22 protein-coding genes and 1 tRNA gene are annotated in these 24600 nt (G+C 71.6%); 1 reads left to right on the top strand and 22 read right to left on the bottom strand.

What is annotated here, in order from left to right; translation table 11 throughout:
- Positions 1-52 precede the first annotated feature (52 nt).
- The 20 genes from ACIRVF_RS19420 to ACIRVF_RS19325 form a co-directional block, all read right to left on the bottom strand.
- Positions 53-868, bottom strand: a complete 816-nt coding sequence (locus ACIRVF_RS19420) for a F0F1 ATP synthase subunit delta (protein WP_380414812.1) — start codon at positions 866-868, stop codon at positions 53-55.
- A complete protein-coding gene (locus ACIRVF_RS19415; RefSeq protein ID WP_380414814.1) occupies positions 865-1422 on the bottom strand; it encodes a F0F1 ATP synthase subunit B in 558 nt (185 codons plus the stop codon). The genes ACIRVF_RS19420 and ACIRVF_RS19415 overlap by 4 nt, the downstream gene beginning before the upstream one ends.
- A 34-nt stretch (positions 1423-1456) precedes the next feature.
- The gene (gene atpE / locus ACIRVF_RS19410; protein ID WP_030282059.1) at positions 1457-1693 is read right to left on the bottom strand and encodes an ATP synthase F0 subunit C; all 237 of its coding nucleotides are present in this window, start codon (positions 1691-1693) and stop codon (positions 1457-1459) included.
- Between the two features lie 93 nt (positions 1694-1786).
- A complete protein-coding gene (atpB, locus tag ACIRVF_RS19405) occupies positions 1787-2602 on the bottom strand; it encodes a F0F1 ATP synthase subunit A (RefSeq protein ID WP_402818851.1) in 816 nt (271 codons plus the stop codon).
- Between the two features lie 285 nt (positions 2603-2887).
- Complete coding sequence (locus tag ACIRVF_RS19400) at positions 2888-3331, bottom strand: hypothetical protein (protein WP_402818848.1); 444 nt, start codon at positions 3329-3331, stop codon at positions 2888-2890.
- 300 nt (positions 3332-3631) lie between these two features.
- Positions 3632-4912 carry an MraY family glycosyltransferase gene (locus ACIRVF_RS19395; protein WP_402818846.1) on the bottom strand — a complete coding sequence of 427 codons (1281 nt, stop codon included), beginning with the start codon at positions 4910-4912 and terminating at the stop codon, positions 3632-3634.
- Positions 4913-5086: 174 nt separating this feature from the next.
- Positions 5087-6370 carry a serine hydroxymethyltransferase gene (glyA, locus tag ACIRVF_RS19390; protein ID WP_402818843.1) on the bottom strand — a complete coding sequence of 428 codons (1284 nt, stop codon included), beginning with the start codon at positions 6368-6370 and terminating at the stop codon, positions 5087-5089.
- Between the two features lie 112 nt (positions 6371-6482).
- Positions 6483-7124, bottom strand: coding sequence for a protein-tyrosine-phosphatase (locus tag ACIRVF_RS19385; protein WP_402819150.1), 642 nt, complete (start codon positions 7122-7124; stop codon positions 6483-6485).
- Positions 7125-7156: 32 nt separating this feature from the next.
- Complete coding sequence (locus ACIRVF_RS19380) at positions 7157-7804, bottom strand: L-threonylcarbamoyladenylate synthase (RefSeq protein WP_402818840.1); 648 nt, start codon at positions 7802-7804, stop codon at positions 7157-7159.
- 253 nt (positions 7805-8057) lie between these two features.
- Positions 8058-8924 (bottom strand): peptide chain release factor N(5)-glutamine methyltransferase, encoded by an 867-nt coding sequence (prmC, locus tag ACIRVF_RS19375; protein WP_402818837.1) that lies wholly within the window; start codon positions 8922-8924, stop codon positions 8058-8060.
- Between the two features lie 63 nt (positions 8925-8987).
- Entirely contained in the window at positions 8988-10064 is a 1077-nt protein-coding gene (gene prfA / locus ACIRVF_RS19370; protein ID WP_402818834.1) for a peptide chain release factor 1, read from the bottom strand.
- Positions 10065-10212: 148 nt separating this feature from the next.
- Positions 10213-10434 (bottom strand): 50S ribosomal protein L31, encoded by a 222-nt coding sequence (rpmE, locus tag ACIRVF_RS19365; protein ID WP_316526281.1) that lies wholly within the window; start codon positions 10432-10434, stop codon positions 10213-10215.
- 175 nt (positions 10435-10609) lie between these two features.
- Positions 10610-11740: an LCP family protein gene (locus ACIRVF_RS19360; RefSeq protein ID WP_402818830.1), complete on the bottom strand. Its 1131-nt coding sequence runs from the start codon at positions 11738-11740 to the stop codon at positions 10610-10612.
- Positions 11741-11879: 139 nt separating this feature from the next.
- On the bottom strand, positions 11880-13976 hold the full coding sequence (gene rho, locus ACIRVF_RS19355) for a transcription termination factor Rho (RefSeq protein ID WP_402818827.1): 2097 nt from the start codon (positions 13974-13976) through the stop codon (positions 11880-11882).
- Positions 13977-14554: 578 nt separating this feature from the next.
- Positions 14555-15493: a homoserine kinase gene (gene thrB, locus ACIRVF_RS19350; protein WP_402818824.1), complete on the bottom strand. Its 939-nt coding sequence runs from the start codon at positions 15491-15493 to the stop codon at positions 14555-14557.
- A 365-nt stretch (positions 15494-15858) separates the two neighbouring features.
- On the bottom strand, positions 15859-16956 hold the full coding sequence (gene thrC, locus ACIRVF_RS19345; RefSeq protein ID WP_402818821.1) for a threonine synthase: 1098 nt from the start codon (positions 16954-16956) through the stop codon (positions 15859-15861).
- A 10-nt stretch (positions 16957-16966) separates the two neighbouring features.
- Positions 16967-18259, bottom strand: coding sequence for a homoserine dehydrogenase (locus ACIRVF_RS19340; RefSeq protein ID WP_402818819.1), 1293 nt, complete (start codon positions 18257-18259; stop codon positions 16967-16969).
- A gap of 137 nt (positions 18260-18396) precedes the next feature.
- Positions 18397-19788, bottom strand: coding sequence for a diaminopimelate decarboxylase (gene lysA / locus ACIRVF_RS19335; protein ID WP_402818816.1), 1392 nt, complete (start codon positions 19786-19788; stop codon positions 18397-18399).
- A 92-nt stretch (positions 19789-19880) separates the two neighbouring features.
- Entirely contained in the window at positions 19881-21542 is a 1662-nt protein-coding gene (argS, locus tag ACIRVF_RS19330) for an arginine--tRNA ligase (protein ID WP_402818813.1), read from the bottom strand.
- Between the two features lie 94 nt (positions 21543-21636).
- Positions 21637-22056 carry a response regulator gene (locus ACIRVF_RS19325; protein WP_402819147.1) on the bottom strand — a complete coding sequence of 140 codons (420 nt, stop codon included), beginning with the start codon at positions 22054-22056 and terminating at the stop codon, positions 21637-21639.
- A gap of 181 nt (positions 22057-22237) precedes the next feature.
- Here ACIRVF_RS19325 and ACIRVF_RS19320 point away from each other — a divergent pair.
- Positions 22238-22309 (top strand) — tRNA-Arg (locus ACIRVF_RS19320).
- 137 nt (positions 22310-22446) lie between these two features.
- On the opposite strand, the gene ACIRVF_RS19315 is transcribed toward ACIRVF_RS19320, so the two are convergent.
- Together ACIRVF_RS19315 and ACIRVF_RS19310 are read right to left on the bottom strand one after the other, a co-directional pair.
- Positions 22447-23451, bottom strand: a complete 1005-nt coding sequence (locus ACIRVF_RS19315) for a trypsin-like serine peptidase (protein ID WP_402818810.1) — start codon at positions 23449-23451, stop codon at positions 22447-22449.
- Between the two features lie 165 nt (positions 23452-23616).
- On the bottom strand, positions 23617-24543 hold the full coding sequence (locus tag ACIRVF_RS19310) for a carbohydrate kinase family protein (protein ID WP_402818807.1): 927 nt from the start codon (positions 24541-24543) through the stop codon (positions 23617-23619).
- Between the last annotated feature and the right edge of the window lie 57 nt (positions 24544-24600).

The following is a 24600-nucleotide window of genomic DNA, read 5'->3' as shown; positions in this document are numbered from 1 at the left end:
GCTCCTTGGGGAACCGGTTTCCCGACCGAGGGTCGGATGTGCTGCTGGTTGCTCAGCCTTCGAGCGACTGGCGAGCGCCTTCGAGGCGGCTCGACACGGTGCCGTCGATGATCTCGTCGCCGATCTGCACCCGGACACCACCGACGACCTCGGGGTCGACGTCGATGTTCAGGTGGACCTGGCGGCCGTACATCCGGCCCAGAGCACCGGACAGGCGCTCCTTCTGGGCGTCCGACAGCGGCACCGCGCTGGTGACCAGGGCCACCATGCGGCCACGACGCGCGGCGGCGAGCTTCGAGTAGGACTCAAGGCCCTGCTCCAGGCTACGGCCACGCGGCACGTTCACGAGGGCGGTGACCAGCCGGACGGTGCCGGCGTTGGCACGGCCGCCGAGCAGCTTGCCGACCAGCTGGGCCTTCGCGGCAGCGCCGGCCTTCGGCTCGCTCAGCGCGGCGCGCAGCTCGTGCGAACCGCTCACCACCCGGCCGAAGCGGAACAGCTCGTCCTCGACGTCGTCCAGGACGCCCGCCTTGTCCGCGGCGATGACCTCGGCGTACGCGGCGAGTTCCTCGATCGCGTCCACCAGGTCACGCGAACCCGACCAGCGGGAGCGGACCAGGCCGGAGACCAGGTCCACGGCCTCGCCGGAGACCTGACCGGTGAGCAGCGAGGTGATCAGCTGGGCCTTGTCCTGGCCCGACCGGGACGGGTCGGTCAGGACTCGGCGCAGCGACACCTCACGGTCCAGTACGGCCGTGACGGCGGTGAGCTCCTCGGCGAGCTTGGCCGCGTCCACCGTGGTGGAGTCGGTCAGGCTGTCGAGGTTCTGCCGGCCGGCGGCGAGCGCCTCGCGGCTGGCGCCGATCACTTGGCCGCACCCTGAGCAACGGCGGCCTTGGCCTCCAGCTCGTCCAGGAAGCGGTCGATCACGCCGCTCTGCCGGGTGTGGTCCTCAAGGGACTCACCCACGATGCGGGAAGCCAGCTGGGTGGCCAGCGAACCCACGTCCTGGCGCAGGGCGGCAGTCGCCTGCTTCTTGTCGGCTTCGATCTGCGCGTGACCGGCGGCGACGATGGCCTCGCGCTGACGCTGGCCCTCCTCGCGCATCTCGGCGAGCTGGGCAGCGCCCTGCTCGCGAGCCTGCTCGACGATCCGGGCAGCCTCGTGGCGCGCCTCGGCAAGCTCGGCGCGGTACTGCTCAAGCAGGGCCTGGGCCTCGGCCTGAGCGGCCTCGGCGCGCTCCATGCCGCCTTCGATGGCGTCCCGGCGCTCCGACAGCACCTTCTCGATGCTGGGGAGGAGCTTCTTGCCGAGCAGACCGAAGACGATGAAGAAGCAGAGCAGGCCGATAACGATCTCGGGCGTGTTCGGGAGAAGAGGGTTCATCTTCTCCTCAGCCGCGAGCTGAGCCACGATGCTCATTTCTGGACCTTCCTCGAAAGGGTCTGCGGCAGGATTACTTGTTGCCGAAGACGAACGGCATGACGATGCCGATGAGGGCGAGCGCCTCGGTCAGCGCGAAGCCGATGAACATGTTGGAACGGATGAGACCGGCAGCCTCGGGCTGGCGGGCCATGGCCTGGACACCGTTACCGAAGATCAGACCGACGCCGATGCCGGGGCCGATGGCGGCGAGGCCGTAGCCGATGGAGGCGACGGAACCGTAGACAGTGCCCTCAGCGAGGATGCTCATTGACGTTGTCCTTTGCAGGGTGGTGAACCGGTGGTGATTGGCCACCGGGCGATCCGGGAGGTTGGTTCTTGGGCGGGGCCGGGGCCCCGTGGCTCAGTGCGCCTCTTCCAGGGCACCGGCGATGTAGCTGCTGGCCAGCATCACGAAGATGTAGGCCTGCAGGAACTGGACCAGCAGCTCGAAGGCGGTCAGGCCGACGGCGACGACGAACGAGGCCGAGCCGTACAGCGCGCCCAGGGTCGGGCTGAGCAGGTACCAGGAGGCGATGGAGAACATCACGATCAGCAGGTGGCCGGCGAACATGTTCGCGAAGGCTCGGACCGCGAGCGTGAACGGGCGCACGAAGATGTTCGAGAAGAACTCGATCGGCACCAGGATGAACATGACCCAGCCGGGGATGCCCGAGGGCCAGCAGAGGTTCTTGAAACCGCCGACGAAGCCGTGCTTCTTGAAGGTCAGCGTCATGTAGGTGATCCACACGACGGCCGCGAGGCCGGCCGGGAACGCGATCGTCGCCGTCACGGGGTACTGCGCGAACGGGATGATCGACATGATGTTCATCAACCAGATGAAGAAGAACATCGAGACCAGCATCGGGACGTACTTCTCGCCCTTCTTGCCGATCGTCTCCAGCACGATGGAGCGCTTGACGAAGTCGTAGCCGATCTCGCCGACGAGCTGCAGCTTGCCCGGGACCAGGCGCGGCTTCGCGAACGAGGCCCAGAAGAACACGACGACCAGGAGCGCGACGATGATCGACAGCAGCATCGGCTTGTTGAAGTCGATGCCGCCGATCGAGAAGATCGGCTCGAACTGGAACTCGTTCAGGCCCGGGGCCGGGAAGCCGCAGCCAGCGTCCCCGAAGTGGCAACTGCCTGAGGCGAGCGAGGACGTGAGTTCAGCACTCACCGCGGACTCCTTCGTCGTGGCGCATGGTTACGGCAACCTCGGTGTGTCGGCGTGGCCTGCGACCACGGAGCGGCACTGGAACTTGATGGGTATCTCGCCGACCCCGCGCGACGGCTTGCTGCGCGACCGCGGGATCATCGAAGACTGCGCGGATCCGGGGGGCGATCCGTCCACTGTCCGGACAGACCTGGCCTCTTCCCGTACTCCGTTGTTGCGACGGACGATAGCAGCCCGTCAGTGCGGCATAAACACCGCCCCCCTCGTTGGGGGGACAGTCAGGCCTCGTCACTGTTGACGACCCTTGTCGGAGGGCTTGTCGCCCTTTTTTTCCGAGGCACCGGGGTCGACGTAGAAGGTCTTGGCCTTGAGCGCGCCGCGCACCTGGAAGCCCGTCCAGATCAGGGCGCACCCGAGCAGCGTGAACGCGAAGGCCTGCCGGTTGAACAGTTCGGTGTTCTTGAAGACCGCCAGGACGATGCCCACCAGCAGGATCTGGGTGGTGTACACCAACAGCGCCGCAGCCATCATGATCTGCGGATTGGACCTGGTCAGCCGGTCGAGCGCGATCTGGCCGAAGCTGAAGAAGGCCATCACGAGCAGGGCGCCGAAGAGGGCGCCGAGCAGGCCCTTCCCACCGGCGACGGCGAAGGAGATCGCCATGGCGATGATCCCGGCGACCGCAGTGGGAATCGCGGCGCCTCGGAGGATCCGGGCGTCGGTGGACGGCATGTCGGCAGCTCCGGCGGCATGTCGATGTGGCGGGGGACGGGCACAGATGGTGGCGGGGTGACACCGGACCGAGTGGCCGCCGCCGGGCCGCCCGCGAGTGCGGCGGGCCCGTCGAGGGAGACCGACGAGGGACGGAAGTCCTCCACCTGTCAGGTCTTTCGGCGTGTTCTCGGTACTCGTGAACGGTATCACAAACTATTTGATGAGAGCTTTACCATGAATGTGTGGCTCCTGTCACACTGACGGCCCAGCCGTTGCGCCGTACGGGTGAGCCCATTTGACGCAACGTCAACTCCCCCGTCAGCGACGGCCGGTGGCGCCGTGACGGTCGGAGGGCGCGGACGGGCCCCGGCTGGCTTCACCGAGAAGTTGCTTGTCCTTTGCCGACAGTTCGGCCATGGGGGCGGTGGCCGACCGCCGCCGGTACCGCGGCGGGACGAAGGACTGCACCGCCCGCGGGGCCCGCGGCCGGAACCGCGGGGTCAGCAGCACGACCAGGCCGACCAGGCAGAGCCCGGCGAGGGTCAGCACCACCGTGCGGCCGGTGTTGGTCACCGAGAAGGCGACCGTGCCGAAGGCGATCAGCGCGGCCCAGAAGTACATGATCAGCACGGCGCGGCTGTGCGAGTGCCCGACCTGGAGCAGCCGGTGGTGCAGGTGGCGCTTGTCGGCGGCGAACGGGGACTGGCCGGCCCAGGTGCGGCGCACCACCGCGAGCAGCAGGTCGGCCAGCGGCAGCGCGATGACCGTCAGCGGCAGCAGCAGCGGGATGTAGATCGGCACCAGGGTGTGCACGGTGGCGGTCTGCGAACCGGTCTCGCTGTTGATCAGGTCCGGGTCGACCCGGCCGGTGATCGAGATCGCGGCGACGGCCAGCATCAGGCCCAGCATCATCGAGCCGGAGTCGCCCATGAAGATCCGCGCGGGGTGCATGTTGTGCGCCAGGAAGCCCAGGCACATGCCGATCAGCAGCACGCTGAACAGCACGGCGGGGGCCGCGTCGGTGATCGCGTAGCCGTACCAGAGCCGGTAGCTGTACAGGAAGAACGCCATCGCGGCGATGCAGACCATGCCGCCCGCCAGGCCGTCCAGACCGTCGATGAAGTTCACCGCGTTGACCATGACGACGACCAGGGTGACCGAGATGACCATGCCCTGGGTCGGGCTCACCGCGACCGAGCCGACGCCGGGCACCGGCAGGCTGATCACCGTGACGCCCTGCCACACCATCACGCCGGCGGCGATCATCTGGCCGCCCAGCTTCACCAGGGCGTCCACGCCCCACTTGTCGTCCAGCACGCCCAGCAGGAACATGATCCCGGCGCCGGACAGCAGCGCGCGGATGTCGCTGCCGCCGTTGAACACCTTGCTCAGGTTGTCCAGCTGCGAGGCGACCAGGATGCCCGCGCACAGCCCGCCGAACATCGCGATGCCGCCGAGCCGCGGAGTGGGCTCGCGGTGCACGTCGCGGGCGCGGACCGGGGGCATCGCGCCCGCCGCGATGGCGAACTTCCGGACCGGGCCGGTCAGCAGGTAGGTGACGGCGGCGGTGCAGAACAGCACCAGCAGATACTCACGCACCACTGGCCTCCTGCATCACTGTCGAACGGGGAGGTACCGAAGGTACTCCCCTGCCTTCCCGGGGTTCGAGGTGCGTCGCCACGGCACACACCTTATTGAGTCGGACGCCCGGGACGTGCATCGCGGTTCGCTCTCCCGGGTAAGAGATCCGGATGCCCGTGGCGCCGACCTCCCTCAGCCCCGGTGGGCGAAGGCCGCCGCCAGCTCCCGCACCCGCTCCCCGACCGGTCCCGGCGCCTCCCCGGACAGCAGCCGGGCGATCAGCCCGGCGATCTCGGTGAGTTCCGGCGTGCCCATCCCCTGGCTGGTCACGGTGCCCGTGCCCAGCCGGATCCCGGAGGCCTCGGCGGCGGGCGCGGGGTCGTACGGCAGTGCGCACTTGCCGAGCAGCAACCCGGCCGCGGCGCAGCGCCGTTCGGCCTCCGCGCCGGTCACGCCGAGCGGACTCACGTCCGCGGTGACCAGGTGGGTGTCGGTACCGCCCGTCAGAGGGCGCATACCGGCCTCTGCAAGCCCTCTGGCGAGTGCCTGCGCCCCGGACACCGTCCGCTCCGCGTACGCCCGGTAGGCGGGCGTCCCGGCCTCCGCGAGGGCCACCGCCTTCCCGGCGACCTCGTTCATCGCCGCGCCGCCCTGGCTGAACGGGAAGACCGCCCGGTCGATCCGCTCGGCCAGCTCCGCGGTGGACAGCAGCAGGCCCCCGCGCGGGCCGCGCAGCAGCTTGTGGGTGGCCGCCACCGTGACGTCCGCGTACGGGACCGGGGAGGGCGCCACCCGGGCCGCGACCAGGCCGGTGGTCTGCGCGACGGAGGCGATCAGATAGGCATCCACCTCGTCGGCGATCTCCCGGAAGGCCGCCCAGTCCGGGTGCCGGGGGTGGGAGATCGAACCCGCGACGATGGCCTTGGGGCGGTGCAGCCGGGCCAGCTCGCGCACCTGGTCGAGGTCGATCAGGCCGTCGGCCTCGCGCACGCCGTAGCCGGTGAAGTCGAACCAGCGGCCGGAGAAGTTGGCCCGCGAGCCGCAGCTGAGGTGGCCGCCGTGCTCCAGCGACATCGCCAGTACCGCGTCACCGGGCCGCAGGATCGCCGCGTAGGCCGCCAGCATCGCCGAAGTCGCCGACCTGGGCTGGACGTTGGCGTGCGGGGCGGAGAACAGCTCGCGCGCCCGGTCGATCGCCAGCAGCTCCGCGGCGTCGGCCAGCGCGCAGCCGGTGTGGTGCCGGCGGCCCGGATAGCCCTCGGCGTACTTGTCGATCAGCGGCCCGGTCAGCGCCGCCAGGACGGCCGGGCTGGTCAGGTTCTCCCCGGCCAGCAGCTGGATCGTCTCGGCACGCCGCTCGGCCTCGGCGGCCAGCAGGTCGGCGATCTGCGGATCCGCCCGGTGGAGCGCCTCGGGCGCCCACGGGCGTCCCCTGGTCGTCGCGGTCGAGCCGGTCGCGGCATCGGTGACGGTCATGGCAGGGCTCCCGGGCGCTGCAGGGACGGTGCACCCAGCGTAGGACCGTCTCGGCCGCGCGGCTCGGCGGCGCAGGGCCGTTCGGCCCCCAGGGCCGCTCCCGGTACGCCCGTCAGCGCGGCGCCTGGACGCCGGTGAGCGCGGTGACCACCGGGTCGACCGCGTGGAATATCTCCTCGCCGCAGTTGCGGAACATGCCGATCGGGGCCCCGTACGGGTCGTCCACCTCGTCGGACTCCGGGGTCGCGGCCAGCAGCCAGCCGCGCAGCGCGGCGGCCGCCCGGACCAGGGCGCGGGCCCGCTCGGTGACGTCGGCGCCGCGGCGCGGGTCGGGCAGGGTTCCCGGGTCGATCGTCCGCACCAGGCGGGTGAACTCCTTCATCGTGAAGGTGCGCAGCCCCGCCTCGTGGCCCATCGAGATCACCTGGGCGCGGTGGTCCAGGGTCGCCGTGAGCACCAGGTCGGCCTCGACCACGTGCTCGTCCAGCAGCTCCCGGCCGGTGAAGCCACCGCTGTCGGCGCCGTACTCGTCGAGCACGGTCGCGGCGTGGTCCTCCATCGGCGCGCCCACGTGGCCCCAGGTGCCGGCGCTCTCCACCAGGATCCGCCCGGCCACCCGGGGGCTGAGCCGGGTGTCCAGCTCACGCCGGGTGAGCCGCTCGGCTATCGGCGAGCGGCAGATGTTCCCGGTGCAGACGAACAGGATCCGGAAGTGGTCCAGCGGCCTGGGGCCCACGCTCAGGTACGGCGCTATGCCGGGCCCGTCGTGGAGCGAGGCGGTGGGCGTCAACTTCCGGCCTCCAGGTCGGGGACGACCTCCCTCAGCTGCTCGATGCTGATCGCGCCCGCCCGCAGCAGGACCGGCACCTTGCCGGTGACGTCGACGATCGACGAGGCGGTGGCGTGGTCGGCCTGCCCGCCGTCCAGGTAGACCGAGATCGCGTCGCCGAGCTGGGCCTGCGCCTCGTCGCAGGTCGCCGGGGAGGGCCCGCCGGTCCGGTTGGCGCTGGAGACGGCGAGCGGGCCGGTGGCGTTCAGCAGCTCGATGGCAACCGGGTGCAGCGGCATCCGGACCGCGACGGTGCCGCGGGTCTCGCCGAGGTCCCAGCGCAGCGAGGGCTGGTGCTTGGCGACCAGGGTGAGACCACCGGGCCAGAAGGCGTCGACCAGTTCCCAGGCCTGCTCGGAGAAGTCGGTGACCAGGCCGTGCAGGGTGGTCGGGGAGCCGACCAGGACGGGCGAGGGCATGTTGCGGCCGCGGCCCTTGGCGGCCAGCAGCTCGCCGACGGCGTCCGGGGAGAAGGCGTCCGCGCCGACGCCGTACAGGGTGTCGGTGGGCAGCACGACGAGTTCGCCGCGGCGGATGGCCGAGGCGGCCTCCCGCAGGCCGGTGGCGCGGTCCCCGGCGTCGGCACAGTCGTAGCGGCGGCTCATCGGTACGGTCCCCTTCCGAAATGGCTCATGACGATCACGGCGGCCGTCACAGCGCGGCCTGGCGGGCGGTCGTGCGGTGCTCGGTGCTCACGACCCGACCCTTCGGGCGGTCGTGCGGTGCTCGGTGCTCACGACCCGACCCTTCGGGCGGTCGTGCGGTGCTCGGTGCTCACGACCCGACCCTTCGGGCGGTCGTACTGCGCTCGAATGTTCACGACCCGACCCTTCGGGCGGTCGTACTGCGCTCGAATGTTCACGACCCGACCCTTCGGGCGGTCGTGAAGCGCGGCCGGTTGTTCAGGTCGCGGTGGTCGGCGGTGTCCGTCCAGCCGCGCTCCTCGTTGAAGATCCACGGCACCTGGCCGCCCTGCTGGTCGGCGTGCTCGATCACCACCGCGCCGCCCGGGCGCAGCAGTCGGGCGGCGACCCGCTCGATGCCGCGGATGGTGTCCAGGCCGTCCTCGCCGGAGAACAGGGACATCTGCGGGTCGTGGTCGCGGGCCTCGGGCGCGACGTACTCCCACTCGGTGAGCGGGATGTACGGCGGGTTGGAGATGACCAGGTCGAAGCGGCCGTCCCAGGAGCGGTCGTCCTCGAAGGCCCGGGTGGCGTCCCCGGCGTGCAGGGTGACCCTGGCCCGGTCCGGGCTGGCCTCGATGTTGCGCCGGGTGTACTCCAGCGCCCCCTCGTCGAGTTCGAAGGCGTGCACGGTGGAGCGCGGCAGTTCCTGGGCCAGGGCGAGCGCGATGGCGCCGGAGCCGGAGCACAGGTCGACCACCAGCGGCTCGGCGACGTCCATGTCGCGCACCGCGTCTATCGCCCACTCGACGACCGACTCGGTCTCCGGCCGGGGCACGAACACCCCGGGGCCGACCTCCAGTTCGAGGTAGCGGAAGAACGCCCGCCCGGTGATGTGCTGCAGCGGCTCGCGCGCCTCGCGGCGGGAGACCGCCTCCCAGTAGCGGGCGTCGAAGTCGGCGTCCTTCACCGTGTGCAGCTGGCTGCGCTTGACGTGGTGGACGTAGGCGGCGAGTTCCTCCGCGTCGAAGCGCGGCGACGGCACGCCGGCCGCGGCCAACCGCTGGGTGGCCTGCGCCACCTCGGCGAGCAGCAGGTTCATCCGTACGACCTCTTGTTTCTGCGCTCCGGCTTCAGGCTTGCGTCGGGCTGGGGCGCGCCGGTCTCAGTTCTCTTGGGCCGCGGCGAGCTTGGCCGCCGCGTCCTTGTCGACGCAGGACTGGATCACGGCGTTCAGCTCGCCGTCCAGGACCTGGTCCAGGTTGTACGCCTTGAACCCCGTGCGGTGGTCCGAGATGCGGTTCTCCGGGTAGTTGTACGTCCGGATGCGCTCGGAGCGGTCCACCGTGCGGACCTGGCTGCGACGCGCGTCCGAGGCCTCGCGCTCGGCCTCCTCCTGCGCGGCGGCCAGCAGCCGCGAACGCAGGATGCGCATCGCCTGCTCCTTGTTCTGCAGCTGGCTCTTCTCGTTCTGGCAGGACGCCACGATACCGGTCGGCAGGTGGGTGATCCGGACCGCGGAGTCGGTGGTGTTGACCGACTGGCCGCCGGGGCCGGAGGAGCGGTAGACGTCGATGCGCAGGTCGTTGGCGAGGATCTCGACCTCGACCTCCTCCGCCTCGGGGGTGACCAGCACGCCCGCCGCGGAGGTGTGGATGCGGCCCTGCGACTCGGTGGCGGGGACACGCTGCACGCGGTGCACGCCGCCCTCGTACTTCAGCCGGGCCCAGACGCCCTGGCCGGGCTCCGAGTTGCCCTTGGTCTTCACCGCGACCGAGACGTCCTTGTAGCCGCCGAGGTCGGACTCGTTGGAGTCGATGATCTCGGTCTTCCAGCCGACCCGCTCGGCGTAGCGCAGGTACATCCGGAGCAGGTCGCCGGCGAACAGCGCGGACTCCTCGCCGCCCTCGCCCGCCTTGATCTCCAGGATGACGTCCTTGTCGTCGCTCGGGTCGCGCGGGACCAGCAGCAGCCGCAGTTCCTCGGTCAGCTCGTCGCGGCGCGCTTCGGAGTCCTTCACCTCGGAGATGAACTCCGGGTCCTCCGCGGCGAGTTCGCGCGCGGCCTCGATGTCCTCGCCGGCCTGTCGCCACTGCCGGTAGACCCGGGTGATCGGGGTCAGCTCGGCGTACCGCTTGGCCAGCTTGCGGGCGTTGGCCTGGTCGGCGTGGACGGACGGGTCGGCCAGCCTCGTTTCGAGGTCGGCGTGCTCGACGAGGAGCTCTTCGACTGCCTCGAACATGGGGTGGCCTTCTTCCCGGGGAATCGGTACGTGTGGGGGGGATCGGAACGGTGGAACCGCGGAACGCTCGCTGGGACGCGAACGGCGCCGGTTCCCGGCGCCCCCGACAACGAGTACGGGGGCACCGGGAACCGGCGCCGAATGAGCGCTAGGCCTTCGCGCTGTGCTGCTTGCCGAAGCGCTTCTCGAAGCGGGCCACGCGGCCACCCGTGTCGAGGATCTTCTGCTTGCCGGTGTAGAAGGGGTGGCACTGCGAGCAGACCTCGGCGCGGATCTCGCCACTGGTCTCGGTCGAGCGGGTGGTGAACTCGGCGCCGCAGGTGCAGGTCACCTTCGTGACCACGTACTCCGGGTGAACGTTGGGCTTCAAGGGGTTCTCCTAGTTTTCGGGAGGGCACCGGGTCGGCGGCTGGGAGTGCCGCACGTGAACCGGGACCGACGGACCAGTCTGCCAGGACCGGCCGCATCTTCCCAAACCGGGTCCCGTTCCGGGATATTCCGGGTGCCGCCCGGCGGGCGGTGCAGTGGGCGGTTCAGTGGGCGGTTCAGTGGGCGGCGGAGGCCCTGGCGGTGGGCCGCGGGGCGGCCTTCGCGGCGGGCGCGGTGTCGGCGGGCGCCGTGGGGGCCGCCTGGGCCGGGTTCTCCGGCTGGGCGGACAGGACGGCCTGCGGGACCGGCTGGTCGGCCCTGAGCGCCGCCCAGACGCTTCCGGCCTGCGGCTGCTGCTCGACCACCCGGTTGGCGTCGGTGGGGGCCGTCGTCACCGGCAGGGTGACCATGGTCAGCTGGTCCGGTCCGATCCCCTTGAGTTCCTGCACCAGTCCCACCAGGGAGTTCACCGAGCCGAGGGCGGAGTCGGTGGTGACGCTCTTCGTCATGGTGTCGCCGATCGACCACAGCCTGACCGGGTCGGAGAACAGCCCGATCCCGCCGGCCTGCCGGAGCAGCGACTTGACCATCTGCTTCTGCAGTTCGATGCGGCCGAGGTCGCTGCCGTCGCCGACGCCGTGCCGGGTGCGCACGAAGGCCAGTGCCTGCTGCCCGTCGAGGTGGTGCTCCCCGGCGGTCAGGTCGAGCCCGCTGTCCTTGTCGTGGATGGCCACCGCGGTGGTCACGGTGGCCCCGCCTATCGCGTCCACGACCCGGGCGAAGCCGGCGAAGTCGACCTGGAGGTAGTGGTCCATCCGCAGCCCGGTGAGCTGCTCGGTGGCCTTGACCGCGCAGGCCGCGCCGCCGCTCTCGAAGGCGCTGTTGTACATGGCGCGCTTGGCGCCCGGGACGGCCTTGCCGGCGCCGTCGGTGCACTGCGGGCGGTCGACCAGGGTGTCGCGCGGGATCGAGACGATCGTGGCCCCGGAGTGGGCCTGGTTGACGTGCACCACCATCGCGGTGTCGGAACGGGCGGTGTCGCCGGTGGCCCCGCCGGCCAGGTCGCCGTTCTCGCCGGCGCGCGAGTCGGAGCCCAGCACCAGGATGTTGAAGGAGCCGTCGGTGGCGGCCGGGGGCCGGGCGTCGCCGAGTCGGGAGTCGATGTCGACGCTCTTGATGTTGCCGTTGAGCTTCAGGTACGCCCACCCGGCCGCCCCGCCGCCGAGGACGACGAGCGCGACGAACGCGCAGGCGGCCACCCGCAGGACCTTGCGGCGGCGACTGGGGACCCTCTTGTGCTCGGCCATACGGTCCAGAGTAAATCGGACAAGAAGATCAAATACTCCCAAGTTGTCCCAACTCTGGAACAAAGCGGCCCGGACGCACGGAACCCCGGACCGCTCGCGCGATCCGGGGTTCCGTGCTCGATCAGCCGTCGGGCCGCGGTCAGTCGCCGGAGCCGGGGGTGGTCTTGGCGATCTGCATCAGGAACTCGGCGTTGCTCTTGGTCTGCTTCATCTTGTCCAGGAGCAGCTCGATCGCCTGCTGCGAGTCGAGCGCGTGCAGCACCCGGCGCAGCTTCCAGACGATGGCCAACTCCTCGCTGCCGAGCAGGATCTCCTCCTTGCGGGTGCTGGAGGCGTCCACGTCGACGGCCGGGAAGATGCGCTTGTCCGAGAGCTTCCGGTCGAGCTTGAGCTCCATGTTGCCGGTGCCCTTGAACTCCTCGAAGATCACCTCGTCCATGCGCGAGCCGGTCTCGACCAGCGCGGTGGCGAGGATGGTCAGCGAGCCGCCGTTCTCGATGTTGCGCGCGGCACCGAAGAACTTCTTCGGCGGGTACAGCGCGGTCGAGTCGACACCACCGGACAGGATGCGGCCGGAGGCCGGCGCCGCCAGGTTGTAGGCGCGGCCCAGTCGGGTGATCGAGTCCAGCAGGATGACCACGTCGTGGCCCAGCTCCACCAGGCGCTTGGCGCGCTCGATGGCCAGCTCCGCGACGGTGGTGTGGTCCTCGGCCGGGCGGTCGAAGGTCGAGGAGATGACCTCGCCCTTCACCGACCGCTGCATGTCGGTGACCTCTTCCGGACGCTCGTCGACCAGGACGACCATCAGGTGGCACTCGGGGTTGTTGTGGGTGATCGCGTTCGCGACCGCCTGCAGCACCATGGTCTTGCCGGTCTTCGGCGGCGCCACGATCAGACCGCGCTGGCCCTTGCCGATCGGCGACACCAGGTCGATGATCCGGGTGGTCAGCACGCCCGGGTCGGTCTCCAGGCGCAGCCGCTCCTGCGGGTAGAGCGGGGTGAGCTTGTTGAACTCGGGGCGGCCGCGGCCGGTCTCCGGGTCCATGCCGTTGACGGAGTCCAGCCGCACCATGGCGTTGAACTTCTCGCGGCGCTCGCCCTCGCGCGGCTGGCGCACCGCGCCGGTGATGGCGTCCCCCTTGCGCAGGCCGTTCTTGCGGACCTGGGCGAGCGAGACGTAGACGTCGTTCTGGCCCGGCAGGTAGCCGGAGGTGCGGACGAACGCGTAGTTGTCGAGGATGTCGAGGATGCCCGCGACCGGGATGAGGACGTCGTCCTCGCCGATCTGCGGCTCGACGGCGCCGGTCTCGAAGCCCTCGCGGCCGCGGCGGCCCCGGCGGTCACGGTAGCGGCCCCGACGGCCCCGACGGCCCTCGCCGAACTCGTCGTCGTCGTAGCCTCCCTGCTGGGCCTGCGGCTGCTGGGCCTGCTGGCCGCCCTCGCGGCGCTGCTGGCCGTCGCCCTGGCCCTGCTGCTGACCCTGCTGACCGCCCTGGCGGTCGGCGCGCTCGCGGCGGTTGCGGCGGTCGCGGCGCGACTCGCGCCCCTCGCCGTCCTGCCCGGCCTGGGTCTCGGCACCGTCCTGGCGGTCGGTGCGCTCAGTGCGCTCGGTGCGCTCGCCCGTCTCGCGGCGGTCACGGCGCTCGCGGCGGTCACGACGGGTCTCGCGACCCTCCTCGCGGCCCTCGAAGCCGCGGGTCTCGGCCGGACGCTCGGCCTGCTTGGGCTCGGCCACCGCGACGGTGGCGGCCTCGGCGGCGGCCTCGGCGGCCGGGGCGGTGGGGGCGCCGGCGGCCGAGGTGGCGCGGCGGCGGGTGCGCTCGGCACGGGCCGGCGCGGCGGTCTCGGCGGCGGCCTGGACCGGAATCTCGATCTGGGCCTCGGCGGCCGGGGCCGCGGCAGCGGCGGCGGCGGCCTTGCTGCGACGGGCCGGCTTCTCGGCCGGGGCCTCGGCCTCGGCCTTGGCGGCGGTGCGCTTGGCGGCCGGGGCGCCACCGGCGGCGAGCAGCGGGTCCCCGCCGCTCTTCTCCTTGATGGTCTCGATCAGCTGGCTCTTGCGCATGCGCCCGGTACCGGTGATGCCCAGGTCCGCGGCGAGCTTCTGCAGCTCGGCGAGAACCATGCCGTCCAGGCCCGCGGCGGCATTGCGGCGGCGGCGCGGGGCGGCGGGGGCGGCGGCCGCGTCCGACGCTTCGGCGTCCGGGCGCGCGCCCATCAGATCGGTGGAGTCGCTCACTAAGGGTCCTTCCCTGGAGCGGACGTCGGCCTGTCTGGCTCGGCGACCGGTTGTGCTGTCCTGACCAACGCTCGACTGCGTCGGTCCGAGGCGGTGGTCCCTCGAATGGCGGGAGCCGGTCGAGGGAGAGCTGCGAGGTGCGGTGCATGAAGCACGGTGGTGCTGAGTGGCGCGTGGGCCGGTCGTGTGTCGACCTCCCCAGAGGGCGTTGCCGCCAACGCTGCCTGCGAATCCCGGGCCCCCGTCGCGTGACGGTGACCTTCGCTCCGCCCGTCCTGGCCTCCAGGTGGGAGGCCGCGGGTGGGAGTCAGGTGCCGTCACGGCTTCGGGATGCGGCCGCATGTCGCGCAGGCAGGCTGCGTACGCGCTGCGGTGGGCTCCCGGAGAATCGTCGCCCCGGACATCGCGGCGGCTCCACGGCAGTGGAGTGCTGGGATCGGGACGCGGCGCACCGAGCCCCGGAGGGCACATGGTGCAGCAATGAGATTAACACTACCGACCCCCTCAGACATTCCCCGACCTCGGGCCTGCCAATCGTGTCCGGACGGCCCGGCTCGCCGCAGGGCCAAACCAGCTGCTCAGACGTCCAGCGGGAGCACGGTGGCCCCGGTGCGGTCGACGCCCAGCCGGTGCGCGGCGAACGCCGGGTCGCCGCCGTGGCCGTGGTGCCCGGCGAAGGACAGCACCTTGTCGACGCCCGCCTCGTCGGTGAGCGCCAGCACGGTCGGGCCGGCCCCGGAGATGACCGCGGGAACGCCCTCCGCGCGCAGCGCGCCGACCAGTGCGGCGCTGTCCGGCATCGCGGAGGCACGGTAGTCCTGGTGCAGCCGGTCCTCGGTGGCGGCGAGCAGCAGTTCGGGGCGCCGGGTCAGGGCCTCGACGAGCAGGGCGGAACGGCCCGCGTTGACGGCGGCGTCGGCCAGCGGGACGGTCTTCGGCAGCAGGCCGCGGGCGGTCTCGGTGAGCACCTCGCCGGCCGGGACGAACACCACCGGGACGACCTGCTCGGACGGCTCCAGGGCGACGGCCCTGGCCGACTCCTCGTCGGTCCAGGCGATGGTGAAGTTGCCGCGCAGGCAGGCCGCGACGTTGTCGGGGTGGCCCTCAAGCTCGGAGGCGAGGGCCAGCAGCGCGTCGTCGTCCAGCGCGGACGGGCCGCCGATGGTGACCGCGCGGGCGGCCACGATTCCGGCGCAGATGGCGGCCGAGGAGGAACCCAGGCCGCGGCCGTGCGGTATCCGGTTGGCGCAGACCACTTCCAGGCCTCGCGGCTGGCCGCCGAGCCGGTCGAACGCGGCCCTCATCGAGCGGACCAGCAGGTGGCGCTCGTCCCGGGGCAGCGTCTCGGCGCCCTCGCCGGCGATGTCGACGGCGAGCCCGGAGTCGGCGACCCGGACGACCACGTCGTCGTACAGACCCAGCGCGAGCCCGAAGGCGTCGAAGCCCGGGCCGAGGTTGGCGCTGGTCGCGGGAACCCTGACCCGGACGGCGGCGGCACGGAACGCGGGACCGGCCATGCGGTGGACTCTCCTGGGGAAATCGGGCGGCGCGTCGCGCGTCGTCGGTGCGAGGTGGGGGAAAGGACCGCGGGCCCCTCGGGCCTGGCGGTCACAGTCGTCGGCGCGGCCCGTGCGGGACGGGCCCGGGGCATGTGCCACACGGCCGAACCCAGAGTATCGAAGAGAGGTTCCCCAGTGGTACACCCCGTGGGCCTTCGATCTGGTGTGTTGCCGCTTCTGGCCGGAATGCGCACCCCTCCCGGTCAAAGGGAGCAGCGGAATCGCATCGGAATGCGAACCGGAATTGACACAAAGGAGTCACCGGAGAACTTCGACGGGCCGACCCCCGAAAGGGTCGGCCCGTCGGAGCGTCGGCCCCGCCGTCAGTCGAGGAGTCCGAGCCGCCGGGCCGCGGCCTCCGGGTCGATCGGGACGACCTGCGGCTGCGGCGCGCCGGCCACCGCCCAGTCCGGGTCCTTGAGGCCGTTGCCGGTCACCGTGCAGACGATCCGCTGACCCGGGTCGACCAGGCCGGCCTCCGCCTTGGCCAGCAGACCGGCCACCGAGGCGGCCGAGGCGGGCTCCACGAAGACGCCCTCCTGCGCGGCCAACAGCCGGTAGGCGGAGAGGATCTGACGGTCGGTCACCTTGTCGATGAGGCCGCCGGACTCGTCCCGCGCGGCGAGCGCGAAGTCCCAGGAGGCCGGGTTGCCGATGCGGATCGCGGTGGCGATGGTCTGCGGCTTGAGGACGGGAGCGCCGTCCACGATCGGGGCCGAGCCGGAGGCCTGGAAGCCCCACATCCGCGGGGTGCGCGCGGCCATCCCGTCGGTCGCGTACTCCCGGTACCCCTTCCAGTACGCGGTGATGTTGCCCGCGTTGCCGACCGGCAGGACGTGGATGTCCGGGGCGTCGCCGAGCATGTCGACGATCTCGAAGGCCGCGGTCTTCTGGCCCTCGATCCGCACCGGGTTCACCGAGTTGACCAGGGCGACCGGGTACTTCTCGGACAGTTCGCGGGCCAGCGTCAGGCAGTCGTCGAAGTTGCCGTCGACCTGCAGGATCTTCGCGCCGTGCACCAGTGCCTGGCCCATCTTGCCCAGCGCGATCTTGCCCTGGGGCACGAGCACCGCGGAGACCATCCCGGCCCGCACCGCGTAGGCGGCGGCGGAGGCCGAAGTGTTGCCGGTGGACGCGCAGATGACGGCCTGCGCGCCCTCCTCCTTGGCCTTGGAGATGGCCATCGTCATCCCGCGGTCCTTGAAGGAGCCGGTCGGGTTGGCGCCCTCGACCTTGAGGTAGACCTCGCAGCCGGTGCGCTCGGAGAGCACCTGGGCGGGTACCAGGGGCGTGCCGCCCTCCAGCAGGGTGACCACCGGGGTGGCCGCGGTGACCGGCAGGCGGTCCCGGTACTCCTCGATCAGGCCGCGCCACTGGTGGGTGTGCGCGCCTCGGACGACGTTCTCGGCAACGGCGTTCATGGCTGGTTCCTTATTCCCCTTCGACCCGCATGATGCTGGCCACGTCCCGCACGCTGTCCAGCGCGCGGAGCTTGTCGACCGTCGCCGACAGCGCGGCGTCGGTGGCACGGTGGGTGACCACGACGAGCGAGGCGTCGCCGTCGCGGCCCTGCTGGCGCACGGTGTCGATGGAGACGCCGTGCTCGGCGAAGACGGACGCGACCTGGGCGAGCACGCCGGCCCGGTCGTCCACGTCCAGGCTGACGTGGTAGCGGGTGACGACCTCGTCCATCGGCTTGGCGGGCAGCTGGGTGTACAGCGAGTCACCGGGACCGGTGGCCCCGGCCAGCTTGTTGCGGCACACCGCGACCAGGTCGCCCAGCACCGCGGAGGCGGTCGGCGAGCCGCCCGCACCCGGGCCGTAGAACATCAGCCGGCCGGCCGCCTCGGCCTCGACGAACACCGCGTTGTACGCCTCGCGGACAGAGGCCAGCGGGTGCGAGAGCGGGATCATCGCCGGGTGGACGCGCGCGGTGACGGACCCGCCGTCGGCGGCCCGCTCGCAGATCGCGAGCAGCTTGACCACGCAGCCCATCGCCTTCGCGGAGGCGATGTCGGCGGCGGTGACCTCGGTGATGCCCTCGCGGTAGACGTCCGCCGCGGTGACCTTGGTGTGGAAGGCGATGCCGGCCAGGATCGCGGCCTTGGCGGCGGCGTCGAAGCCCTCCACGTCCGCGGTCGGGTCGGCCTCGGCGTAGCCGAGCGCGGTGGCCTCCTCCAGCGCCTCCGAGTAGCCGGCGCCGGTGGTGTCCATCTTGTCGAGGATGAAGTTGGTGGTGCCGTTGACGATGCCCAGCACCCGGTTGACCTTGTCCCCGGCGAGGGATTCGCGCAGCGGGCGCAGCAGCGGGATCGCGCCCGCGACCGCGGCCTCGTAGTACAGGTCCACGCCGGCCGCGGCGGCGGCCGCGTGCAGCTCGGTGCCGTCCTGGGCGAGCAGCGCCTTGTTGGCGCTGACCACCGAGGCGCCCTGCTTGAAGGCCGACAGCAGCAGCGATTTGGAGGGCTCGATCCCGCCCACCACCTCGACCACGACGTCGATGTCGCCCCGGTTGACCAGGGCCTCGGCGTCGGTGGTGATCAGGTGCTCGGGCACCCCGGGGCGCACCCGGCCGGCCCGGCGGACCGCGATCCCGGCGAGCTCGACCGGGGCACCGATGCGAGCGGCGAGGTCGTCGGCCGTCGTCGTCATGATGCGCGCCACCTCGGAGCCCACCACACCACAACCCAGCAACGCCACCTTCAGCGGGCGCGTACGCATCATCCGACTCCGCTCTGCATTCTTCGTGCTTCGGTATTTCCGGCGGTTTTCCGGTGCCGCCGGGAACTTCGGTCCGTACCAGTCTCGGGGACTTTCCGCACGGATCTACGGTCGTTCCATGATCTGAGACGAGAATTTCGTCATCCGATATCCAGGCGCAGGAGATCCTCCTCCGTCTCGCGCCGGACGATCACCCGTGCCGCACCCTCCCTGACGGCGAGCACGGGGGGCCTGAGGGCGTGGTTGTAGTTGCTCGCCATCGAGCGGCAGTAGGCGCCGGTGGCGGGCACCGCGATCAGGTCGCCCGGGGCCAGGTCGGAGGGCAGGAAGGCGTCCCGGACGACGATGTCGCCGGACTCGCAGTGCTTGCCGACGACCCGGACCAGCATCGGCTCGGCGTCGCTGGTGCGCGACACCAGGGCCACCGAGTACTCGGCGTCGTACAGCGCGGTGCGGATGTTGTCGGACATCCCGCCGTCCACGCTGACGTAGGTGCGCAGGCCCTCCAGCGGCTTGACCGTGCCGACCTCGTACAGGGTGAACGCGGTCGGGCCGACGATCGCCCGGCCCGGCTCCACGCTCAGCCGGGGGGCGCTGAGGTCGGCGGCGGCGCACTCGCGGCGGACGATCTCGGCCAGCGCCGCGGCGATCTCGGCGGGCTCGCGCGGGTCGTCCTCGCTGGTGTAGGCGATGCCGAGGCCGCCGCCGAGGTCGATCTCGGGCAGCTCGACGCCGTGCTCGTCCCGGATCCCGGCCAGCAGGCCGACCACCCGGCGGGCGGCCACCTCGAAGCCGGCCATGTCGAAGATCTGCGAGCCGATGTGCGAGTGGATGCCGCGCAGTTCCAGGCTGTCGTGGCCGAGCACCCGGCGCACCGCCTCGGCGGCGGCCCCGCCGTTCAGCGAGAGGCCGAACTTCTGGTCCTCGTGCGCCGTGGCGATGAACTCGTGGGTGTGCGCCTCGACGCCGACGGTGACCCGGATCAGCACCTGCTGGCGGACGCCCTGGCGGGCGGCGATCGCGGCCAGCCGCTCGATCTCCTCGTAGGAGTCGACCACGATGTGCCCGACCCCGGTCTTCACCGCGTGTTCCAGCTCGTCGACCGACTTGTTGTTGCCGTGCAGCGCGATCCGCTCCGGCGGCATCCCGGCGGCCAGCGCCACCGCGAGCTCACCGACGCTGCACACGTCGAGGTTGAGGCCCTCCTCGTGCAGCCAGCGCACGATCGCCTTGGAGAGGAAGGCCTTTCCGGCGTAGTAGACGTCCGCGTCGGTGCCGAAGGCGTCCCGCCAGGCGCGGGCCCGGGCGCGGAAGTCCTCCTCGTCGAGCACGTAGGCCGGGGTGCCGAACTCGGCCGCCAGCCGCTTGACGTCGACCCCACCGACGGTGGCCACGCCCTCGGCGTCACGGGTGACGGTGCGCGACCAGACCTTGGGGTCGAGCGCGTTCAGGTCGGCCGGCGGGGCCTGGTAGTGGCCCTCGGGCAGGACGTCGCCGTGGCGGGGGCCTGCGGGATGTGCGGAGCGACTCATCGTTGTGCCAGTCCTTCGAGACCTATGGCGAGGGGCGGCGACGGTCCCCGTTGACCGTCAGCCGCCCCCCGCTGTGCGCTTGGGGGTGGTTCCTACATCCGCTCGGGCGCCGTCACGCCCAGGAGCGTGAGGCCGTTGGCGACGACCGTGCGCGTCGCGTCGGCCAGCCACAGCCGGGCGCGCGTGAGGTCCGTGACGTCCTCGTCACCCCGGGGCAGGATGCGGCAGTTGTCGTAGAAGCGGTGGTACTTGGCGGCCAGGTCCTCCAGGTACACGGCGACCCGGTGCGGCTCGCGCAGCTCGCCGGCCGCGGCCAGCACGCGCGGGAACTCACCGAGGTGGCCGAGCAGGTCGGACTCCCACTCGGTGGCCAGCAGCTCCGGCTTGAAGTCCTCGGCCGCACCGCGCGTGATGCCCTGCTCGTCGGCGTTGCGCTGGACCGCGCACATCCGCGAGTGGGCGTACTGGACGTAGTAGACCCGGTTCTCGTTGGTCTGGCTGGTCAGGATGTTGATGTCCAGCGTGATCGTCGAGTCCGTGGAGGAGCGCGCCAGGGTGTAGCGGGCGGCGTCCACGCCGATCCACTCGACCACGTCGTCGATCGTGATGATGTTGCCGGCCCGCTTGGACATGCGGACCTCTTCGCCGTCGCGAAGCATCTTCACGAACTGGCCGATCTTCACCTCGATGTTGCGGTTCATGTCGTCGCCGGCGCAGGCCGCGATGGCCTTGAGGCGGTTGACGTAGCCGTGGTGGTCGGCGCCCAGCATGTACAGCGCGACCTCGGCGCCGCGGTCCCGCTTGGACAGGTAGTACGCGGCGTCGGCGGCGAAGTAGGTCTTGTCGCCGTCGGCCTTGATCAGGACGCGGTCCTTGTCGTCGCCGAAGTCGGTGGTGCGCAGGAAGACCGCGCCGTCCTGCTCGAAGACGTGGCCCTGCTCGCGCAGCCGGTCGATGGCCTTCTCGACGGCGCCGGAGTCGTGCAGCGTCTTCTCCGAGAACCACACGTCGAAGTGGGTGCCGAACTCGTCCATCGAGCGCTTGATCTCGGCGACCATGAGCTTGAGGCCCTCGGTGCGGAAGACCTCCAGCTGCTCGGCCTCGGGCAGGTCGAGCACGCCCGGGACGGCGTCGGTGAGCGTCTTGGCGATGTCGACGATGTACTCGCCGACGTAGCCGCCCTCGGGCACCTCGCGGCCGTTCGCGGCGGCCTGCAGGGAGGCGGCGAACTTGGTGATCTGCACGCCGGCGTCGTTGAGGTAGTACTCGGTGGTGACGTCGGCGCCGGAGGCCCGCAGCACGCGCGCCAGCGAGTCGCCGACGGCGGCCCAGCGGACGCCGCCGATGTGGATCGGGCCGGTCGGGTTGGCGGAGACGAACTCCAGGTTGATCCGCAGGCCCTTGAGGGCCTCGTTGCGGCCGTAGGCCTCGCCCGCCTCGACGATGGTGCGGGCGAGCGCACCGGCGGTGGCGGTGTCCAGGGTGATGTTCAGGAAGCCCGGACCGGCGATGTCGACCTGGGCGACGCCGGTGATCCCTCGCAGGCGCCCGGCCAGGACCTCGGCAACGGCTCGCGGCGGCTTGCCGGCCGCCTTCGCGAGCTGGAGGGCCACGTTCGTCGCGTAGTCGCCGTGGTCCCGGTTCTTGGGCCGCTCGACCGTCACGTGCTCGGGCACGGCGACGGCCAGCTCGCCCGCCTCGACGGCGGAGCTCACTGCGGCCTGGATTGCCTGGGAAAGGTCTGCGGGGGTCACGACGCCAAGCGTAGGCGAGACGGGGTGCCCGCCCGCCACTCGGTTTACCGGTTGAGACGTCCGGAGGGCCCCCGGCACCGCCCACCCTGGGGTGTCAGCCGCGATCCGTACGTTCTGTTCGCTCAGGGCGAAACCCGGCGGGCCGCTCCTCCGCCCGCATCAGCCGCCGGACCAGGGCGACCAGGTCGGCGGGATCGAAGGGCTTGCCGAGGTAGCCGTCCACGCCGACCGCCTCGCCCAGGTCGAGGTCCGCCGGGGTGCAGGCGCTCACGATCGCGATCGGCAGCCCGCTGGTGGCCGGGGTCGCGCGCAGCCGGGCCGCCGTCCGCAGGCCGTCCAGCCGCGGCATCACCACGTCCAGCGTCACCACGTCGGGCTTCACCCGGCGGATGACCTCCAGGCACTCGGCGCCGTCGGCCGCGGTCACCACCTCGAAGCCTTCGAGCTCCAGGTTGACCCTGATCAGCTGACGGATCACCTCGCTGTCGTCCACCACGAGGACCCGCCCGGACACTCCCGACACCTCACCGAGGGTATCGGCGGCCCCACCACCCCGTCCGGCCTTTGGACACTTCCGCCCACCGGGCCGCCGGGGGCCGCCCCGACGATCTTTCCGGAAACCCGTGCACGGACCGCCCTCGAAGCCTGGTAGTGTTCATCACGTCGGAACGCGCGAGTGACCGACAGGCCAGCAGGCCCCCGTAGCTCAGGGGATAGAGCACCGCCCTCCGGAGGCGGGTGCGTAGGTTCGAATCCTACCGGGGGCACTTCGCAGGAAGTGCAACTGAGGCCCAGATCAGTGGAGTTGATCCACGGATCTGGGCCTTCGTCATGTCCGGGCGCGGTGCGGGGCCGGTCGGGCGGACCCCGCCCGGGGAGAGGGCGGGGCCGGGGTCCGGGCGGCTCAGGAGGCGGCGGCCTCGGCCTCGTCGTAGAGCTCGGCGATGGTGTGGTCGAAGTAGGCGCTGTACGAGGTGTCGTCGGTGTCGCCGCCCTGCTGGTAGCCGCCGATGGCGCCGACCACGTCGCCGGTGGCGGTGTTGATCCACGGGCCGCCGCTGGTGCCGGCCGGGTAGGACGGGCACTGGATGACGCGCTGGTAGGCGCTCTGCTGGGCGGTGGTGTTGGTGCAGAGGTTGGGCGCCTCGGCGTCGGCCGGGTAGCCGTAGAGCCGGACGGTGGCGCCGAAGGGCTCGTCGGTGCCCAGCTTGTTGCCGCCGACCACGTCCTCGACCTTGCGGCCGTTGCTGGGGGCGGTCTCCAGGATCGCGAAGTCCTCGTCCACGTCGCCCTTCTGGGACCAGCCGGACGCGGTGTGGATCGCCGTCACCTGCCAGGTGCCGTACGGGGCGGAGCCGTTCCGGTAGCCGGGGGCGAAGGTCACGCCGTCGGTGCTGGTGAGGCAGTGCGCGGCGGTCAGCAGCAGGTTGCCGGTGGCGCTGTGCAGCACGCTGGCGGTGCAGAAGTGGTTTCCGGGCCCGACGGAACCGCTGAACAGGGCGCCGACGGTGGCGGTCTCCCGGTTGTCGGCAGGGGCGGGGGCGGTCGCGCCCAGGACGACGCCGTGCGCGTCGGGAGCGGCGGGGGCGGTGGCCGGGATGCTGTCGGTGGGGGCCGGGGTGGCGCTCGGGGTCGGGGCCGGGGTCGGAGTGGCGCTCGGGGTGGTGCTCGGGGTGGTGTCCGCGGCCGGGGCGGGCGAGGCGGGCGCCGCCGTGGTGGCGGCCGGGGAGGTCGCCGGGGCGACGGCCCGGGTGCTGCGGGCCTCCTTCCCGGCGGCGGAGGCGTCGGACAGGTTGAACCCGTGGGTCCCGGCCACCACCGTGCCCACCACGAGCGCGGACAGCGCGGTGAACAGCGAGGGGGCGAGCAGACGGTGGCGGCGTGAACTCCGGCGGCGGTGCTGCCCCATGCCTGTGTCTCCTGCCGTGTTCGGTGGCGTCCCGTTCGGTCAATGACTATGACGCCTCAGCCTGGAAAGGTCGTGACCGCAGGCTTGGAGCTCGATGAGAAAGCGCCCACCGGATCGGACGTGTCCCAGGGGCGTGTCCGCCGTTTCCCGCCGGAGCGCGAATTGTCAGGCACGCCCCAGGAGGGTATCGAGAACGGACGCCTCGACAAAGGCGGTGTGCGTCCCGGCGGAGGTGCAGGCGAAGGCACCGGCGGCCGAACCGGCCCGGGCGCAGTCCAGCGGCGCGTGGCCGCGGAACCAGGCGTACAGGAACCCGGTGACGAAGGCGTCCCCGGCGCCGTTGGTGTCCACCACCGGGCGACCCGGGTCGACGGCGGGCAGGTGGTGCGGCACGCCGTCCTCGCGGGTGAGCAGGTGGCAGCCCTCGGCGCCCGCGGTGGCGACCACGACGGCGGCCCGGCCCTCGGCGAGGATCGAGCGCATCACCGCCTCGTGCCGGCCGCGGCAGCCGGCCACCGAGAGGAACACCAGGTCGGAGTTGAGCGCGTAGTCGCGGTGGTGCGGGTTCTCGCCGTCCCAGTCGTGCAGGTCGGTGGAGGAGGTGCGGCCGAGCCGGTGGAGGTCGGCGTACATGTCCCGGTTGACGCCGGTGACGGACAGGTGGACGTGCCGGCTGCGCTCGACGTACGGGAGGTGGAAGTCGCGCGGCAGCCTCAGGTCGGCGGGGTGGCGGCCGTCGTAGAAGGAGAACCGGCGGCCGGCCGCGTCCACCAGGTTGACCCCGCGAGGGGTGCCGTACGGGCTGGTCAGGTGGGCGAAGTGCAGGCCGTCGCGGCGGTGGGCGGCGCGGACGAGGTCGCCCTGCGGGTCGTCGCCGAGGAAGTCCAGCAGGGCGGTGCGCAGCCCGAGGCGGTGGGCGCCGAGGGCGACGCCGTAGCCGGTGTGGCCGACGTAGTCGCGCACCGGCTCGACGAACAGCGAGTCGCCGGGCGGTACCTCCAGCCGTTCCACCCGGACGACGGTGTCCACGCCCACACCCCCCACCACGAGCAGGTCGAACTCCGCTTCCGCTGACTCGGACTGCTGCGGCACGACGGCGCCTCCTTGATCCCTGGACGGTGGCCAGGAGTCAAGCAGGCGCCGGAGGTT

The organism is Kitasatospora sp. NPDC101157 (genome assembly GCF_044768255.1).
Classification (GTDB): domain Bacteria; phylum Actinomycetota; class Actinomycetes; order Streptomycetales; family Streptomycetaceae; genus Kitasatospora.
This window is presented reverse-complemented; position numbering and strand designations above follow the sequence as displayed.

Excerpts from the sequence above, each read along its gene's own strand:
- ACIRVF_RS19415 (WP_380414814.1), bottom strand. The coding sequence starts at position 1,422 with ATGAGCATCGTGGCTCAGCTCGCGGCTGAGGAGAAGATGAACCCTCTT.
- atpE (WP_030282059.1), bottom strand. The coding sequence starts at position 1,693 with ATGAGCATCCTCGCTGAGGGCACTGTCTACGGTTCCGTCGCCTCCATC.
- ACIRVF_RS19400 (WP_402818848.1), bottom strand. The coding sequence starts at position 3,331 with ATGCCGTCCACCGACGCCCGGATCCTCCGAGGCGCCGCGATTCCCACT.
- glyA (WP_402818843.1), bottom strand. The coding sequence starts at position 6,370 with ATGACCGTCACCGATGCCGCGACCGGCTCGACCGCGACGACCAGGGGA.
- ACIRVF_RS19380 (WP_402818840.1), bottom strand. The coding sequence starts at position 7,804 with ATGAGCCGCCGCTACGACTGTGCCGACGCCGGGGACCGCGCCACCGGC.
- prmC (WP_402818837.1), bottom strand. The coding sequence starts at position 8,924 with ATGAACCTGCTGCTCGCCGAGGTGGCGCAGGCCACCCAGCGGTTGGCC.
- prfA (WP_402818834.1), bottom strand. The coding sequence starts at position 10,064 with ATGTTCGAGGCAGTCGAAGAGCTCCTCGTCGAGCACGCCGACCTCGAA.
- ACIRVF_RS19360 (WP_402818830.1), bottom strand. The coding sequence starts at position 11,740 with ATGGCCGAGCACAAGAGGGTCCCCAGTCGCCGCCGCAAGGTCCTGCGG.
- thrB (WP_402818824.1), bottom strand. The coding sequence starts at position 15,493 with ATGGCCGGTCCCGCGTTCCGTGCCGCCGCCGTCCGGGTCAGGGTTCCC.
- thrC (WP_402818821.1), bottom strand. The coding sequence starts at position 16,956 with ATGAACGCCGTTGCCGAGAACGTCGTCCGAGGCGCGCACACCCACCAG.
- ACIRVF_RS19340 (WP_402818819.1), bottom strand. The coding sequence starts at position 18,259 with ATGATGCGTACGCGCCCGCTGAAGGTGGCGTTGCTGGGTTGTGGTGTG.
- lysA (WP_402818816.1), bottom strand. The coding sequence starts at position 19,788 with ATGAGTCGCTCCGCACATCCCGCAGGCCCCCGCCACGGCGACGTCCTG.
- ACIRVF_RS19315 (WP_402818810.1), bottom strand. The coding sequence starts at position 23,451 with ATGGGGCAGCACCGCCGCCGGAGTTCACGCCGCCACCGTCTGCTCGCC.